Origin of the sequence: Escherichia sp. KCJ4928 (assembly GCF_004352695.1) — a bacterium.
Taxonomy (GTDB): Bacteria; Pseudomonadota; Gammaproteobacteria; order Enterobacterales; family Enterobacteriaceae; genus ECMA0423.
Genome location: NZ_SJWV01000024.1, coordinates 1 through 15,737, shown reverse-complemented (window position 1 = coordinate 15,737; position 15,737 = coordinate 1). Strand labels below are relative to the sequence as shown.

The window sequence follows — 15,737 nt, the reverse complement described above, 5'->3', positions numbered from 1 at the left end:
AAACCCTCGCGCAAAAGCACGAGGGTTTGCAGAAGAGGAAGATTAGCCGGTATTACGCATACCTGCCGCAATCCCGGCAATAGTGACCATTAACGCTTGTTCGACGCGAGGATCCGGTTCCTGGCCTTCTTTTTCTGCCTGGCGGGAGCGGTGCAGCAACTCGGCCTGCAATACGTTCAGCGGGTCGGTGTAAATATTCCGTAGCTGAATAGACTCTGCAATCCACGGCAGATCGGCCATCAGATGGGAATCGTTGGCAATCGCCAGCACCACTTTGATGTCTTCTTCTTGCAGGTTGCGTAACTCTTTACCTAACGGCCACAGTGCTTTGTCTACCAGGCGTTGGTCATAGTATTCCGCCAGCCACAGGTCTGCTTTGGCGAAGACCATCTCCAGCATGCCGAGACGCGTCGAGAAGAATGGCCAATCGCGGCACATAGCCTCCAGCTCGCTCTGTTTGCCGTCTTCGACCACTTTTTGCAGCGCCGTACCTGCACCCAGCCAGGCGGGGAGCATCAGACGGTTTTGCGTCCAGGCGAAGATCCACGGAATGGCGCGTAGTGACTCGACGCCGCCGGTTGGGCGACGTTTCGCCGGACGTGAACCCAACGGCAGTTTGCCCAATTCTTGTTCCGGCGTAGCGGAGCGGAAGTAAGGCACAAAATCTTTGTTTTCACGTACGTAGCCACGGTAGAGATCGCAGGAGATGACTGACAGTTCATCCATAATGCGACGCCAGCTCTCTTTCGGCTCAGGTGGTGGCAGCAGGTTGGCTTCCAGAATCGCCCCGGTGTACAGCGACAGGCTGCTGACGGTGATTTCTGGCAGACCATATTTAAAGCGGATCATCTCGCCCTGTTCAGTCACGCGCAGGCCACCTTTCAGGCTTCCTGGCGGTTGTGACAGCAGCGCCGCATGAGCAGGTGCGCCGCCGCGACCAATGGAACCGCCGCGACCGTGGAACAACGTCAGCTCAATACCCGCTTTTTCGCAGGTTTTGATTAATGCATCCTGTGCCTGATATTGCGCCCAGGAAGCTGCCATCACTCCCGCATCTTTTGCTGAGTCGGAATAGCCAATCATCACCATCTGTTTGCCCTGAATCAGGCCACGATACCAGTCAATATTGAGCAGCTGGGTCATGACATCGTTGGCGTTGTTCAGATCATCGAGGGTTTCAAACAGCGGAGCAACCGGCATCGCAAACCCGATACCCGCTTCTTTCAGCAGCAGGTGGACAGCCAGTACGTCGGACGGCGTTTTCGCCATCGAGATCACGTAGGCGGCAATGGAGCCTTGCGGTGCTTCGGCAATCACCTGGCAGGTATCGAGCACTTCGCGCGTTTCGGCGCTTGGTTGCCAGTTGCGCGGCAGAAGCGGACGTTTGGAGTTCAGTTCGCGGATCAGGAACGCCTGTTTGTCGGCCTCTGACCAGCTTTCGTAGTCGCCGATACCGAGGTAGCGGGTCAGCTCGCCCAGCGCTTCGGTATGACGCGTGCTCTCCTGACGGATATCAATACGGACCAGCGGTACGCCGAAACATTTCACGCGGCGCAGGGTGTCGAGCAGATCGCCGTTGGCGATAATACCCATGCCACACGCCTGAAGTGACTGGTAGCAAGCGTAGAGCGGTTCCCACAGTTCTTCGTTTTGTGTCAGCAGGCCTTCTGGTTTTGGCAGTTCTTCGCCTTTCAGGCGCGCTTCCAGCCATGCCTGTGTCGCCATCAGGCGAGAACGCAGGTTTTTCATCAGATAGCGATACGGTTCTGCGGCACCTTCTTCGCCAACCAGCGCCAGCAGTTCAGGGGTCGCTTCAACCATCGACAGTTCAGAAACCAGCACCTGAATATCTTTCAGGAACAAATCGGTGGCTTTCCAGCGGCTGAGTAGCAGGACGTGGCGGGTGATATCGGCAGTGACGTTCGGGTTGCCGTCGCGGTCGCCGCCCATCCACGAAGTAAAACGGACCGGAACAAATTCGACGGGCAGTTTGTAGCCGAGGTTCTCTTCCAGTTGTTCGTTCAGTTCGCGCAGGTAATTTGGTACGCCTTGCCACAGGCTGTTTTCCACTACGGCAAAGCCCCATTTGGCTTCATCTACCGGGCTTGGACGCAGCTTACGGATTTCATCGGTATGCCATGACTGGGCGATTAACTGGCGCAGGCGGCGCATCAGCTGGTTGTGTTCGTAGTCAGCGATATCTTTGTTATCGAGCTGTTTTAAACAGGCGTTCACTTCCACCATTTTGTGGATCAGTGTACGACGGGTAATTTCGGTTGGGTGAGCCGTGAGGACCAGTTCCAGCGACAGCGATTCCACTGCTTTTTTGATGGTGTCTTCGCTCAGTTCCGGCTGGTTTTTCAGTTTACGCAGGGTGCGGGCGATCACTTCCGGGTTGCTGGCAGCTTCGCCTTTCGGCGAAATGCTGTGGTATTGCTCGGCGGTGTTGGCCAGGTTCAGGAACTGACTAAACGCACGCGCAACGGGCAGCAGCTCGTCGTTCGACAAATTTTGTAAGGTGGTGAGCAACTCCTGGCGGTTAGCATCATTGCCAGCGCGTGAAGATTTCGACAACTTACGGATAGTTTCTACGCGTTCAAGAATGTGTTCTCCCAACGCATCCTTGATGGTTTCTCCCAGCACTTTGCCGAGCATACTGACATTACTACGCAATGCGGAATATTGTTCGTTCATATTACCCCAGACACCCCATCTTATCGTTTGATAGCCCTGTATCCTTCACGTCGCATTGGCGCGAATATGCTCGGGCTTTGCTTTTCGTCGTCTTTTATAAAGCCACGTAAAAGCGGTGACGTCAAATGCTGCGAAATCGCTTCAGCAAACGAATAAATAGCAGGAATTTACGCCATTAAATTCACGACGCTTTAAATAAGCGTAACTTATGGAAATGTTAAAAAATCGCCATACATAACACCAAAGGTGTAGGTCGGATAAGATGCGCAAGCATCGCATCCGACATTATTGCGGCACAGGAGTTTGGCAACGGTGCCGGATGCGGCGCGAGCGCCTTATCCGGCCTACGTTTTAATGCCAGCAAAAATGGTGAATTACCTGGGTTATCAGTTCGCGGGTGGGCTTGATAAACCGTGTTTCCAGATATTCATCAGGTTGATGAGCCTGATTAATTGAGCCAGGCCCCAACACCAGCGTCGGGCATAACGTTTGAATAAACGGCGCTTCGGTACAGTAGTTCACCACTTCGGTCTTTGCTCCGAGCAATTTCTCAACCACTTCAACCAGTTGATGATTCGGTGGGCATTCATAGCCAGGGATCGGCGGATGCAGCTCGTCGACCGTCAGACGACCCGGCCAGCGTTCGCTCACCGGAGCCAATGCATCGTTGAGCAAACCATTAAGTTCATTGAGTGTCATGCCAGGCAGCGGACGAATATCCATATGCAACTCACAGCAAGCGCAAATACGGTTAGAAGCGTCGCCACCGTGAATATGCCCGAGGTTGAGCGTAGGGTATGGCACGGTAAACGCTTCGTAGTGATAACGTTCTTTCAGGTTATCGCGCAATTGCAAAATATGCCCGATGGCGTCGTGCATTAGTTCGATAGCGTTAACTCCGCGTGCTGGATCGCTGGAGTGCCCCGACTGGCCCTGAATACGGATGGCGTTAGAGATATGACCTTTATGTGCGCGTACCGGTTGTAGTGACGTCGGTTCGCCAATGATGGCGCAATCCGGGCGCAGGGCGGTAGTTTCGGCAAAATAACGCGCTCCGGCCATACTGGTTTCTTCATCAGCAGTCGCCAGAATGTAGAGCGGTTTTTTCAGTTTCGTGACGTCGACATCGCGTAGCGCATCAAGGATAAACGCAAAAAAGCCTTTCATGTCGGCGGTGCCTAAGCCGTAAAGCTTGCCGTCATGCTCCGTCAGTGTAAACGGATCGCGCGTCCAGCGACCGTCATCAAATGGCACCGTATCGGTATGCCCCGCCAGCAACAAGCCGCCAGCCCCCTGTCCGATACTTGCCAGCATATTGAATTTGTTGCGAGTTCCTGGAACAGGCTGCACTTCCACATTGAAGCCCAAATCTTTAAACCAGTCCGCCAGCAGAGTGATTAAATCTGCATTGCTTTGATCGAGTGCCTCTTCCGTGGCGCTTATTGAAGGTGTGGCAATCAGAGCGCGGTAAATCTCGATAAATGGCGGTAATTTGTTTTTCATTGTTGACACACCTCTGGTCATGATAGTATCAATATTCATGCAGTATTTATGAATAAAAATACACTAACGTTGAGCGTAATAAAACCCACCAGCCGTAAGGTGAATGTTTTACGTTTAACCTGGCAACCAGACATAAGAAGGTGAATAGCCCCGATGTTGAATACGCTGATTGTGGGTGCCAGCGGCTACGCTGGCGCAGAGCTAGTGACCTATGTAAATCGCCATCCGCATATGAACATAACCGCTTTGACTGTTTCAGCGCAAAGCAATGATGCGGGAAAGTTAATCTCCGATTTGCATCCGCAGCTAAAAGGCATCGTTGATCTGCCGTTGCAGCCGATGTCGGATATCAGCGAGTTTAGCCCAGGGGTGGACGTAGTGTTTCTCGCCACCGCCCATGAAGTTAGCCACGATTTAGCGCCGCAGTTTCTTGAAGCGGGCTGCGTGGTGTTCGACCTTTCCGGCGCGTTTCGTGTTAACGACGCCACCTTCTATGAAAAATATTACGGCTTTACCCATCAATACCCGGAACTGTTGGAACAGGCAGCCTACGGTCTGGCGGAGTGGTGCGGTAATAAATTAAAAGAAGCGAATTTGATTGCGGTGCCGGGCTGTTATCCGACGGCGGCACAGCTGGCGCTGAAACCGTTGATTGATGCCGATCTTCTTGACCTCAATCAGTGGCCGGTGATCAACGCCACCAGCGGCGTGAGCGGTGCAGGGCGTAAAGCGGCCATTTCAAACAGCTTTTGTGAAGTTAGCCTGCAACCGTATGGCGTCTTTACTCATCGCCATCAACCAGAGATCGCCACACACCTCGGTGCTGACGTTATCTTCACCCCACATCTGGGCAATTTCCCGCGCGGCATTCTCGAAACCATTACCTGCCGCCTGAAATCGGGTGTGACCCAGGCGCAAGTCGCGCAAGTGTTACAGCAGGCGTATGCCCATAAACCGCTGGTGCGGCTGTATGACAAAGGCGTTCCGGCGCTGAAAAATGTCGTTGGGCTGCCATTTTGCGATATCGGGTTTGCCGTTCAGGGCGAGCATCTGATTATTGTGGCGACCGAAGACAACTTACTGAAAGGCGCGGCGGCACAAGCGGTACAGTGCGCCAATATTCGTTTCGGCTATGCGGAAACGCAGTCTCTTATTTAAGGGTGCAATGATGAATCCATTAATTATCAAACTGGGCGGCGTACTGCTGGATAGTGAAGAGGCGCTGGAACGTCTGTTTAGCGCACTGGTGAATTATCGTGAGTCACATCAGCGTCCGCTGGTGATTGTGCACGGCGGCGGTTGCGTGGTGGATGAGCTGATGAAAGGGCTGAATCTGCCGGTGAAAAAGAAAAACGGCCTGCGGGTGACGCCTGCTGATCAGATAGACATTATCACCGGAGCACTGGCGGGAACGGCAAATAAAACCCTGTTGGCATGGGCGAAGAAACATCAGATTGCGGCCGTAGGTTTGTTTCTCGGTGACGGCGACAGCGTCAAAGTGACCCAGCTTGATGAAGAGTTAGGTCATGTTGGACTGGCGCAGCCAGGTTCGCCTAAGCTTATCAACTCCTTGCTGGAGAACGGTTATCTGCCGGTGGTCAGCTCCATTGGCGTAACAGACGAAGGGCAACTGATGAACGTCAATGCCGACCAGGCGGCAACGGCGCTGGCGGCAACGCTGGGCGCGGATCTGATTTTGCTCTCCGACGTGAGTGGCATTCTCGACGGCAAAGGGCAACGTATTGCCGAAATGACCGCCGCGAAAGCAGAACAACTGATTGAGCAGGGCATTATTACTGACGGCATGATAGTGAAAGTGAACGCGGCGCTGGATGCTGCGCGCACGTTGGGCCGTCCGGTAGATATCGCCTCCTGGCGTCATGCGGAACAGCTTCCGGCACTGTTTAACGGTATGCCGATGGGTACGCGGATTTTAGCTTAAGTTTTGTTAGCCGGAGGCGCAGCTTTCCGGCATTGAATTTCAAAATAAGGAAACAGAGTTATGGCACTTTGGGGCGGGCGTTTTACCCAGGCAGCAGATCAACGGTTCAAACAATTCAACGACTCACTGCGCTTTGATTACCGTCTGGCGGAGCAGGATATTGTTGGCTCTGTGGCCTGGTCCAAAGCCCTGGTAACGGTCGGCGTGTTAACCGCAGAAGAGCAGGCGCAACTGGAAGAGGCGCTGAACGTGTTGCTGGAAGATGTTCGCGCCAGGCCACAACAAATCCTTGAAAGCGACGCCGAAGATATCCATAGCTGGGTGGAAGGCAAACTGATCGACAAAGTGGGCCAGTTAGGCAAAAAGCTGCATACCGGGCGTAGCCGTAATGATCAGGTAGCGACTGACCTGAAACTGTGGTGCAAAGATACCGTTGGCGAGTTGCTGACGGCTAACCGGCAGCTGCAATCGGCGCTGGTGGAAACCGCACAAAACAATCAGGACGCGGTAATGCCAGGTTACACTCACCTGCAACGCGCCCAGCCGGTGACGTTCGCGCACTGGTGCCTGGCCTATGTTGAGATGCTGGCGCGTGATGAAAGCCGTTTGCAGGATGCGCTTAAGCGTCTGGATGTCAGCCCATTAGGCTGTGGCGCGCTGGCGGGAACGGCCTATGAAATCGACCGTGAACAGTTAGCAGGTTGGCTGGGCTTTGCTTCGGCGACCCGTAACAGTCTGGACAGCGTTTCTGACCGTGACCATGTGTTGGAACTGCTTTCTGCTGCCGCTATCGGCATGGTGCATCTGTCGCGTTTTGCTGAAGATCTGATTTTCTTTAACACCGGCGAAGCGGGGTTTGTGGAGCTTTCTGACCGCGTGACTTCCGGTTCATCATTAATGCCGCAGAAGAAAAACCCGGATGCGCTGGAGCTGATTCGCGGTAAATGCGGTCGGGTGCAGGGGGCGTTAACCGGCATGATGATGACGCTGAAAGGTTTGCCGCTGGCTTACAACAAAGATATGCAGGAAGACAAAGAAGGTCTGTTCGACGCGCTCGATACCTGGCTGGACTGCCTGCATATGGCGGCGCTGGTGCTGGACGGCATTCAGGTGAAACGTCCACGTTGCCAGGAAGCGGCTCAGCAGGGTTACGCCAACGCCACCGAACTGGCGGATTATCTGGTGGCGAAAGGCGTACCGTTCCGCGAGGCGCACCATATTGTTGGTGAAGCGGTGGTGGAAGCCATTCGTCAGGGCAAACCGCTGGAAGATCTGCCGCTCGACGAGTTGCAGAAATTCAGCCCGGTGATTGACGAAGATGTCTATCCGATTCTGTCGCTGCAATCGTGCCTCGACAAGCGTGCGGCAAAAGGCGGCGTCTCACCGCAGCAGGTGGCGCAGGCAATTGCTTTTGCGCAGGCGCGGTTGGGGTAAGAACATTTATATGTATAAATTTGAGCCTGGCTTATCGCCGGGCTTTTTTATGGCAAAAAAAAGCGGATCCTGGAGATCCGCAAAAGTTCACGTTGGCTTTAGTTATTCGAGTTGAGAAACTCTCGAAACGGGCAGTGACTTCAAGGGTTAAAAGAGGTGCCGCTCCGTTTCTGTGAGCAATTATCAGTCAGAATGCTTGATAGGGATAATCGTTCATTGCTATTCTACCTATCGCCATGAACTATCGTGGCGATGGAGGATGGATAATGAATATTCGTGATCTTGAGTACCTGGTGGCATTGGCTGAACACCGCCATTTTCGGCGTGCGGCAGATTCCTGCCACGTTAGCCAGCCGACGCTTAGCGGGCAAATTCGTAAGCTGGAAGATGAGCTGGGCGTGATGTTGCTGGAGCGGACCAGCCGTAAAGTGTTGTTCACCCAGGCGGGAATGCTGCTGGTGGATCAGGCGCGTACCGTGCTGCGTGAGGTGAAAGTCCTTAAAGAGATGGCAAGCCAGCAGGGCGAGACGATGTCCGGACCGCTGCATATTGGTTTGATTCCCACAGTTGGACCGTACCTGCTACCGCATATTATCCCTATGCTGCACCAGACCTTTCCAAAGCTGGAAATGTATCTGCATGAAGCACAGACCCACCAGTTACTGGCGCAACTGGACAGCGGCAAACTCGATTGCGTGATCCTCGCGCTGGTGAAAGAGAGCGAAGCATTCATTGAAGTGCCGTTGTTTGATGAGCCAATGTTGCTGGCTATCTATGAAGATCACCCGTGGGCGAACCGCGAATGCGTACCGATGGCCGATCTGGCAGGGGAAAAACTGCTGATGCTGGAAGATGGTCACTGTTTGCGCGATCAGGCAATGGGTTTCTGTTTTGAAGCCGGGGCGGATGAAGATACACACTTCCGCGCGACCAGCCTGGAGACGCTGCGCAACATGGTGGCGGCAGGTAGCGGGATCACTTTACTGCCAGCGCTGGCTGTGCCGCCGGAGCGCAAACGCGATGGGGTTGTTTATCTGCCGTGCATTAAGCCGGAACCACGCCGCACTATTGGCCTGGTTTATCGTCCTGGCTCACCGCTGCGCAGCCGCTATGAGCAGCTGGCAGAGGCCATCCGAGCAAGAATGGATGGCCATTTCGATAAAGTGTTAAAACAGGCGGTTTAAACCGTTTAACGCAGCTACCCGATAGGCTTCCGCCATGGTCGGGTAGTTAAAGGTGGTGTTGACGAAGTACTCAATAGTGTTGCCGCCACCTTTCTGTTCCATAATCGCCTGACCGATATGAATAATTTCGGCAGCGCGCTCGCCAAAGCAGTGAATACCCAGAATCTCTTTTGTTTCCCGATGGAACAAAATTTTCAGCGTGCCCACGTTCATGCCGACGATTTGTGCGCGTGCCAGATGTTTAAACTGGGCGCGGCCCACTTCATATGGCACTTTCATCGCGGTCAGCTGCTGTTCGGTTTTGCCCACAGAGCTGATTTCCGGGATGGTGTAAATGCCGGTAGGGATATCTTCAATCAGATGCGCGGTGGCTTCGCCTTTTACCAGCGCCTGCGCGGCAATGCGCCCCTGGTCATAGGCCGCTGATGCCAGGCTCGGATAACCAATCACGTCGCCCACCGCGTAAACGTGCGGCTGTGCGGTCTGATACATGCTGTTGACCTTCAGCTGTCCGCGACTGTCAGTTTCCAGCCCAATGTTCTGTAACGCCAGCGAATCGGTATTACCGGTGCGACCGTTGGCATAGAGCAGGCAGTCAGCTTTCAGTTTTTTACCCGACTTCAAATGCATGATCACACCATCGTCACAGCCTTCGATCTTCTCGTACTCTTCGTTGTGACGAATCACTACGCCACTGTTCCAGAAGTGATAGGAGAGAGAATCTGACATCTCTTGATCGAGAAATGCCAGCAGGCGATCGCGGGTGTTGATCAGATCCACTTTTACATCCATACCGCGGAAGATCGACGCATATTCACAGCCGATCACTCCAGCACCATAGATAAGTACATGGCGCGGTTCGTGGTGCATGCTAAGAATTGAGTCGCTGTCGTAAATGCGTGGATGGGTGAAATCAACATCTGTTGGATGATATGGACGAGAGCCGCAGGCAATAACAAATTTTTCAGCGGTTAGTGTTTCGACGCTGCCGTCCGGGCAATCCAGCGCCAACGTATGCTCGTCAACAAAGCGAGCGTTCCCCTGCAATATTTCACAGTGATTACGTTCGTAAAATCCCTGACGCATGCGCGTTTGTTGATTAATCACGTTATCGGCATGGTTAAGGATATCGGCAAAAGAAGAGCGGAGCAGTCGGGAATGGTCGCTGTATAGTGGGTTTTGATTGAATTCTATAATGCGGCTGACGGCGTGACGGAGAGCTTTCGACGGGATGGTGCCCCAGTGGGTGCAACCGCCGCCAACATTTTGATAACGCTCGATAACTGCGACGCGCGCACCTTGCTTAACCAGGCCCATTGCAGCGCCTTCGCCGCCGGGGCCGGAACCTATTACTATGGCATCGTAATCGTAGGAATGTGGCATGGTAGGGCTTACCTGTTCTTATACATAAAAGCAACAGAATGGTAACATTTTATCGCGGGTAAGCCAATTGATCCCCGTCATTTATCTGGCTATATCCTGAGCGGCCTTTGCTTTGTCTGTTTCTTACTTTTGCCCTGACGTTTTATTGGATTTTTATCGACGATACTCTCCGTTTAAGCGGCAGGTTTCCGCTGTACGTAAAAGAACCGGCCAAAGAATTGCAGTAAATATGTTTTATTGCGTTACCGTTCATTCACAATACTGGAGCAATCCAGTATGTTCATTCTCTGGTATAGTGCCAGCAGTACTTTTGGCAAGGATTCAGACATCGTGATGGGCGTAAGAGCGCAACAAAAAGAAAAAACCCGCCGTTCGCTGGTGGAAGCCGCATTTAGCCAATTAAGTGCTGAACGCAGCTTCGCCAGCCTGAGTTTGCGTGAAGTGGCGCGTGAAGCGGGCATTGCTCCCACCTCTTTTTATCGGCATTTCCGCGACGTAGACGAACTGGGTCTGACCATGGTTGATGAGAGCGGTTTAATGCTACGCCAACTCATGCGCCAGGCGCGTCAGCGTATCGCCAAAGGCGGGAGTGTGATCCGCACCTCGGTCTCCACATTTATGGAGTTCATCGGTAATAATCCTAACGCCTTCCGGTTATTATTGCGGGAACGCTCCGGCACCTCCGCTGCGTTTCGTGCCGCCGTTGCGCGTGAAATTCAGCACTTCATTGCGGAACTTGCGGACTATCTGGAACTCGAAAACCATATGCCGCGTGCGTTTACTGAAGCGCAAGCCGAAGCAATGGTGACAATTGTCTTCAGTGCGGGTGCCGAGGCGTTGGACGTCGGCGTCGAACAACGTCGGCAATTAGAAGAGCGACTGGTACTGCAACTGCGAATGATTTCGAAAGGGGCTTATTACTGGTATCGCCGTGAACAAGAGAAAACCGCAATTATTCCGGGAAATGTGAAGGACGAGTAATGAAACAAGCAAATCAAGATAGAGGTACGCTGCTGCTGGCGTTGGTTGCTGGCTTATCGATTAATGGTACTTTCGCAGCGCTGTTTAGCTCCATTGTGCCATTTTCTGTATTCCCGATTATTTCCCTGGTGCTGACGGTTTACTGCCTGCATCAACGTTATCTTAATCGCACCATGCCGGTAGGCTTGCCGGGTCTGGCAGCTGCCTGTTTTATTCTCGGCGTACTGCTGTACAGCACGGTAGTTCGTGCGGAATATCCGGATATCGGCTCTAACTTCTTCCCGGCAGTACTCTCCGTCATTATGGTGTTCTGGATTGGCGCGAAGATGCGTAACCGTAAGCAGGAAGTTGCTGAGTAATCGGTATTATGCCGGATGCTGGCGCATCCGGCATGGGTTTTACTTCGCGGTCAGTAATACGCCGCACTCCATATGGTGCGTGTAGGGGAACTGATCAAACAGAGCCAGACGTTCGACCTTGTGCGTCTGGCTTAATGTTTCCAGATTCTTGCATAACGTTTCCGGATTGCAGGAGATATACAGAATACGTGGATACGCCTGCACCATTTTCTCGGTTTCACTGTCCAGACCGCTGCGCGGTGGGTCGACAAAAATGGTTTCGCACTGATAACTCTTCAAGTCTATCCCTTGCAGGCGATTAAACTCGCGTACACCATTCATCGCCTGAGTAAATTCTTCTGCCGCCATACGAATAATTTGTACGTTATCAATATGGTTAGCTGCGATGTTGTATTGCGCAGCAGCAACCGACGGCTTAGCGATTTCGGTGGCTAATACCCGATCAAAATTGCGCGCCAGTGCTAATGAAAAGTTACCGTTGCCGCAGTACAGCTCCAGTAAATCGCCTTTTGAGCCTTTGGTTACGTCCAGCGCCCATTCCAGCATCTGAATATTCATCGCCGCGTTCGGCTGGGTAAAACTGTTTTCTACCTGACGGTAGATCATCTCTTTCCCTGCGACCGGCAGACGTTCATCGATGTAATCTTGATCCAGCTCGATTTTGGTTTTCGTTGCCCGACCAATCAGATGCACATTCAGATTCTGCGCGCGCAGTGCATCGCGCAGGGCTTCCGCTTCCTGACGCCACTCATCATCCAGCTTTTTATGGTACAACAGGGAAACCACCGCCTGATTACTCAGCGTGGTGAGGTAATCAATCTGGAACAACTTGTGGCGCAGAACGGGATTATTACGCACACCCGCAATCATCGCCGTCATCAACTGGTTGATGAGTTCACTGGCAGCGGGGAAGCTATCCACGCGGATGCGGCTTTTGGTTTGTTGATCGAAAATGATGTGATACAGGTCATCGCCATCGTGCCAGATGCGGAACTCCGCACGCATCCGGTAATGACTGACCGGCGAGCGAAACACTTCCGGAACCAGGTCAGAAAACGGTGCCATCATACTTTGCAAACGTACCACTTTTTCGGCTAACTGCGCTTCATACTGTTCTGTTGGAAGGTGTTCGGGGGTCATGATGTATCCTGAAAAATTAAAGTACGCGGCGATTGTAGGGATTGCTCATCAGATGTCCAGATCTTGATGAATTCCTATTTGTGAGCTACGTCTGGACAGTAACTTGTTACAACCTGTAGCATCCACTTGCCGGTCCTGTGAGTTAATAGGGAATCCAGTGCGAATCTGGAGCTGACGCGCAGCGGTAAGGAAAGGTGCGATGATTGCGTTATGCGGACACTGCCATCCGGTGGGAAGTCATCATCTCTTAGTATCTTAGATACCCCTCCAAGCCCGAAGACCTGCCGGCCAACGTCGCATCTGGTTCTCATCATCGCGTAATATTGATGAAACCTGCGGCATCCTTCTTCTATTGTGGATGCTTTACAATGATTAAAAAAGCTTCGCTGCTGACGGCGTGTTCTGTCACAGCCTTTTCCGCTTGGGCACAGGATACCAGCCCGGATACTCTCGTCGTTACTGCTAACCGTTTTGAACAGCCGCGCAGCACTGTGCTTGCACCAACCACCGTTGTGACCCGTCAGGATATCGACCGCTGGCAGTCGACCTCGGTCAATGATGTGCTGCGCCGTCTTCCGGGCGTCGATATCACCCAAAACGGCGGTTCAGGTCAGCTCTCATCTATTTTTATTCGCGGTACAAATGCCAGTCATGTGTTGGTGTTAATTGATGGCGTACGCCTGAATCTGGCGGGGGGTGAGTGGTTCTGCCGACCTTAGCCAGTTCCCTATTGCGCTTGTCCAGCGTGTTGAATATATCCGTGGGCCGCGCTCCGCTGTTTATGGTTCCGATGCAATAGGCGGGGTGGTGAATATCATCACGACGCGCGATGAACCCGGAACGGAAATTTCAGCAGGGTGGGGAAGCAATAGTTATCAGAACTATGATGTCTCTACGCAGCAACAACTGGGGGATAAGACACGGGTAACGCTGTTGGGCGATTATGCCCATACTCATGGTTATGATGTTGTTGCCTATGGTAATACCGGAACGCAAGCGCAGACAGATAACGATGGTTTTTTAAGTAAAACGCTTTATGGCGCGCTGGAGCATAACTTTACTGATGCCTGGAGCGGCTTTGTGCGCGGCTATGGCTATGATAACCGTACCAATTATGACGCGTATTATTCTCCCGGTTCACCGTTGCTCGATACCCGTAAACTCTATAGCCAAAGTTGGGACGCCGGGCTGCGCTATAACGGCGAACTGATTAAATCACAACTCATTACCAGCTATAGCCATAGCAAAGATTACAACTACGATCCCCATTTTGGTCGTTATGATTCGTCGGCGACGCTCGATGAGATGAAGCAATACACCGTCCAGTGGGCAAACAATGTCATCGTTGGTCACGGTAGTATTGGTGCGGGTGTCGACTGGCAGAAACAGACTACGACGCCGGGTACAGGTTATGTTGAGAATGGATATGATCAACGTAATACCGGCATCTATCTGACCGGGCTGCAACAAGTCGGCGATTTTACCTTTGAAGGCGCAGCACGCAGTGACGATAACTCACAGTTTGGTCGTCATGGAACCTGGCAAACCAGCGCCGGTTGGGAATTCATCGAAGGTTATCGCTTCATTGCTTCCTACGGGACATCTTATAAGGCACCAAATCTGGGGCAACTGTATGGCTTCTACGGAAATCCGAATCTGGACCCGGAGAAAAGCAAACAGTGGGAAGGCGCGTTTGAAGGCTTAACCGCTGGGGTGAACTGGCGTATTTCCGGATATCGTAACGATGTCAGTGACTTGATCGATTATGATGATCACACCCTGAAATATTACAACGAAGGGAAAGCGCGGATTAAGGGCGTCGAGGCGACCGCCAATTTTGATACCGGACCACTGACGCATACTGTGAGTTATGATTATGTCGATGCGCGCAATGCGATTACCGACACGCCGTTGTTACGCCGTGCTAAACAGCAGGTGAAATACCAGCTCGACTGGCAGTTGTATGACTTCGACTGGGGTATTACTTATCAGTATTTAGGCACTCGCTATGATAAGGATTACTCATCTTATCCTTATCAAACCGTTAAAATGGGCGGTGTGAGCTTGTGGGATCTTGCGGTTGCGTATCCGGTCACCTCTCACCTGACAGTTCGTGGTAAAATAGCCAACCTGTTCGACAAAGATTATGAGACAGTCTATGGCTACCAAACTGCAGGACGGGAATACACCTTGTCTGGCAGCTACACCTTCTGAACCACGTCCCACCGTGCTGGTGTTTGACTCCGGCGTCGGTGGGTTGTCGGTCTATGACGAGATCCGGCATCTCTTACCGGATCTCCATTACATTTATGCTTTCGATAACGTCGCTTTTCCGTATGGCGAAAAAAGCGAAGAGTTTATTGTTGAGCGAGTGGTGGCAATTGTCACCGCAGTGCAAGAACGTTATCCCCTTGCGCTGGCTGTGGTCGCTTGCAACACCGCCAGTACCGTTTCACTTCCTGCATTACGCGAAAAGTTCGACTTCCCGGTTGTTGGTGTCGTGCCGGCGATTAAACCTGCTGCACGTCTGACGGCAAATGGCATTGTCGGATTACTGGCAACCCGCGGAACTGTTAAACGTTCTTATACTCATGAGCTGATCGCGCGTTTCGCTAATGAATGCCAGATAGAAATGCTGGGCTCGGCAGAGATGGTTGAGTTGGCTGAAGCGAAGCTGCATGGCGAAGATGTTTCTCTGGATGCACTAAAACGTATCCTACGCCCGTGGTTAAGAATGAAAGAGCCGCCAGATACCGTTGTATTGGGTTGCACCCATTTCCCTCTACTACAAGAAGAACTCTTACAGGTGCTGCCAGAGGGAACCCGGCTGGTGGATTCTGGCGCAGCGATTGCTCGCAGAACGGCCTGGCTGTTAGAACATGAAGCTCCGGATGCAAAATCTGCCGATGCGAATATTGCCTTTTGTATGGCAATGACGCCAGAAGCTGAACAATTATTGCCCGTTTTACAGCGTTACGGCTTCGAAACGCTCGAAAAACTGGCAGTTTTAGGCTGATTTGGTTGAATGTTGCGCGGTCAGAAAATTATTTTAAATTTCCTCTTGTCAGGCCGGAATAACTCCCTATAATGCGCCACCACTGACACGGAACAACGGCA

At 52.3% G+C, this 15,737-nt stretch carries 11 protein-coding genes, 1 pseudogene and 1 riboswitch; of the genes and pseudogenes, 8 read left to right on the top strand and 4 right to left on the bottom strand.

What is annotated here, in order from left to right:
- Positions 1-42 precede the first annotated feature (42 nt).
- The gene (ppc, locus tag E0D98_RS06045; protein ID WP_001005579.1) at positions 43-2,694 is read right to left on the bottom strand and encodes a phosphoenolpyruvate carboxylase; all 2,652 of its coding nucleotides are present in this window, start codon (positions 2,692-2,694) and stop codon (positions 43-45) included.
- A 351-nt stretch (positions 2,695-3,045) separates the two neighbouring features.
- Positions 3,046-4,197, bottom strand: coding sequence for an acetylornithine deacetylase (gene argE, locus E0D98_RS06040; protein ID WP_001298964.1), 1,152 nt, complete (start codon positions 4,195-4,197; stop codon positions 3,046-3,048).
- Between the two features lie 153 nt (positions 4,198-4,350).
- Here argE and argC point away from each other — a divergent pair, with 153 nt between their 5' ends.
- The 4 genes from argC to oxyR all read left to right on the top strand — a co-directional run bounded on the left by argC (position 4,351) and on the right by oxyR (position 8,757).
- Positions 4,351-5,355 carry an N-acetyl-gamma-glutamyl-phosphate reductase gene (gene argC / locus E0D98_RS06035; RefSeq protein ID WP_000935370.1) on the top strand — a complete coding sequence of 335 codons (1,005 nt, stop codon included), beginning with the start codon at positions 4,351-4,353 and terminating at the stop codon, positions 5,353-5,355.
- A gap of 7 nt (positions 5,356-5,362) precedes the next feature.
- Positions 5,363-6,139: an acetylglutamate kinase gene (gene argB / locus E0D98_RS06030; RefSeq protein WP_001302318.1), complete on the top strand. Its 777-nt coding sequence runs from the start codon at positions 5,363-5,365 to the stop codon at positions 6,137-6,139.
- Between the two features lie 60 nt (positions 6,140-6,199).
- Positions 6,200-7,573 carry an argininosuccinate lyase gene (gene argH, locus E0D98_RS06025; protein WP_001230069.1) on the top strand — a complete coding sequence of 458 codons (1,374 nt, stop codon included), beginning with the start codon at positions 6,200-6,202 and terminating at the stop codon, positions 7,571-7,573.
- Positions 7,574-7,839: 266 nt separating this feature from the next.
- Entirely contained in the window at positions 7,840-8,757 is a 918-nt protein-coding gene (oxyR, locus tag E0D98_RS06020) for a DNA-binding transcriptional regulator OxyR (RefSeq protein WP_001025939.1), read from the top strand.
- Here the strand turns inward: oxyR and sthA are convergent.
- Positions 8,740-10,140 carry a Si-specific NAD(P)(+) transhydrogenase gene (gene sthA / locus E0D98_RS06015; RefSeq protein WP_001120810.1) on the bottom strand — a complete coding sequence of 467 codons (1,401 nt, stop codon included), beginning with the start codon at positions 10,138-10,140 and terminating at the stop codon, positions 8,740-8,742. The genes oxyR and sthA overlap by 18 nt on opposite strands.
- Before the next feature lie 330 nt (positions 10,141-10,470).
- On the opposite strand from sthA, the gene fabR reads away from it, so the two are divergent.
- Both fabR and E0D98_RS06005 read left to right on the top strand, forming a co-directional pair.
- The gene (fabR, locus tag E0D98_RS06010; RefSeq protein ID WP_001309117.1) at positions 10,471-11,121 is read left to right on the top strand and encodes an HTH-type transcriptional repressor FabR; all 651 of its coding nucleotides are present in this window, start codon (positions 10,471-10,473) and stop codon (positions 11,119-11,121) included.
- Positions 11,121-11,480: a YijD family membrane protein gene (locus tag E0D98_RS06005; RefSeq protein ID WP_000806411.1), complete on the top strand. Its 360-nt coding sequence runs from the start codon at positions 11,121-11,123 to the stop codon at positions 11,478-11,480. The genes fabR and E0D98_RS06005 overlap by 1 nt, the downstream gene beginning before the upstream one ends.
- 39 nt (positions 11,481-11,519) lie before the next feature.
- Here E0D98_RS06005 and trmA read toward each other — a convergent pair whose 3' ends face one another.
- Positions 11,520-12,620 carry a tRNA (uridine(54)-C5)-methyltransferase TrmA gene (gene trmA, locus E0D98_RS06000; RefSeq protein ID WP_000187022.1) on the bottom strand — a complete coding sequence of 367 codons (1,101 nt, stop codon included), beginning with the start codon at positions 12,618-12,620 and terminating at the stop codon, positions 11,520-11,522.
- A 113-nt stretch (positions 12,621-12,733) separates the two neighbouring features.
- Positions 12,734-12,924, top strand: a riboswitch (cobalamin riboswitch).
- A gap of 64 nt (positions 12,925-12,988) precedes the next feature.
- On the opposite strand from trmA, the pseudogene btuB reads away from it, so the two are divergent.
- Both btuB and murI read left to right on the top strand, forming a co-directional pair.
- Positions 12,989-14,834, top strand: a pseudogene (btuB, locus tag E0D98_RS05995) (TonB-dependent vitamin B12 receptor BtuB).
- Complete coding sequence (gene murI / locus E0D98_RS05990; RefSeq protein ID WP_000201827.1) at positions 14,779-15,636, top strand: glutamate racemase; 858 nt, start codon at positions 14,779-14,781, stop codon at positions 15,634-15,636. Before btuB ends, murI begins: the two are co-directional and overlap by 56 nt.
- Positions 15,637-15,737: the final 101 nt, after the last annotated feature.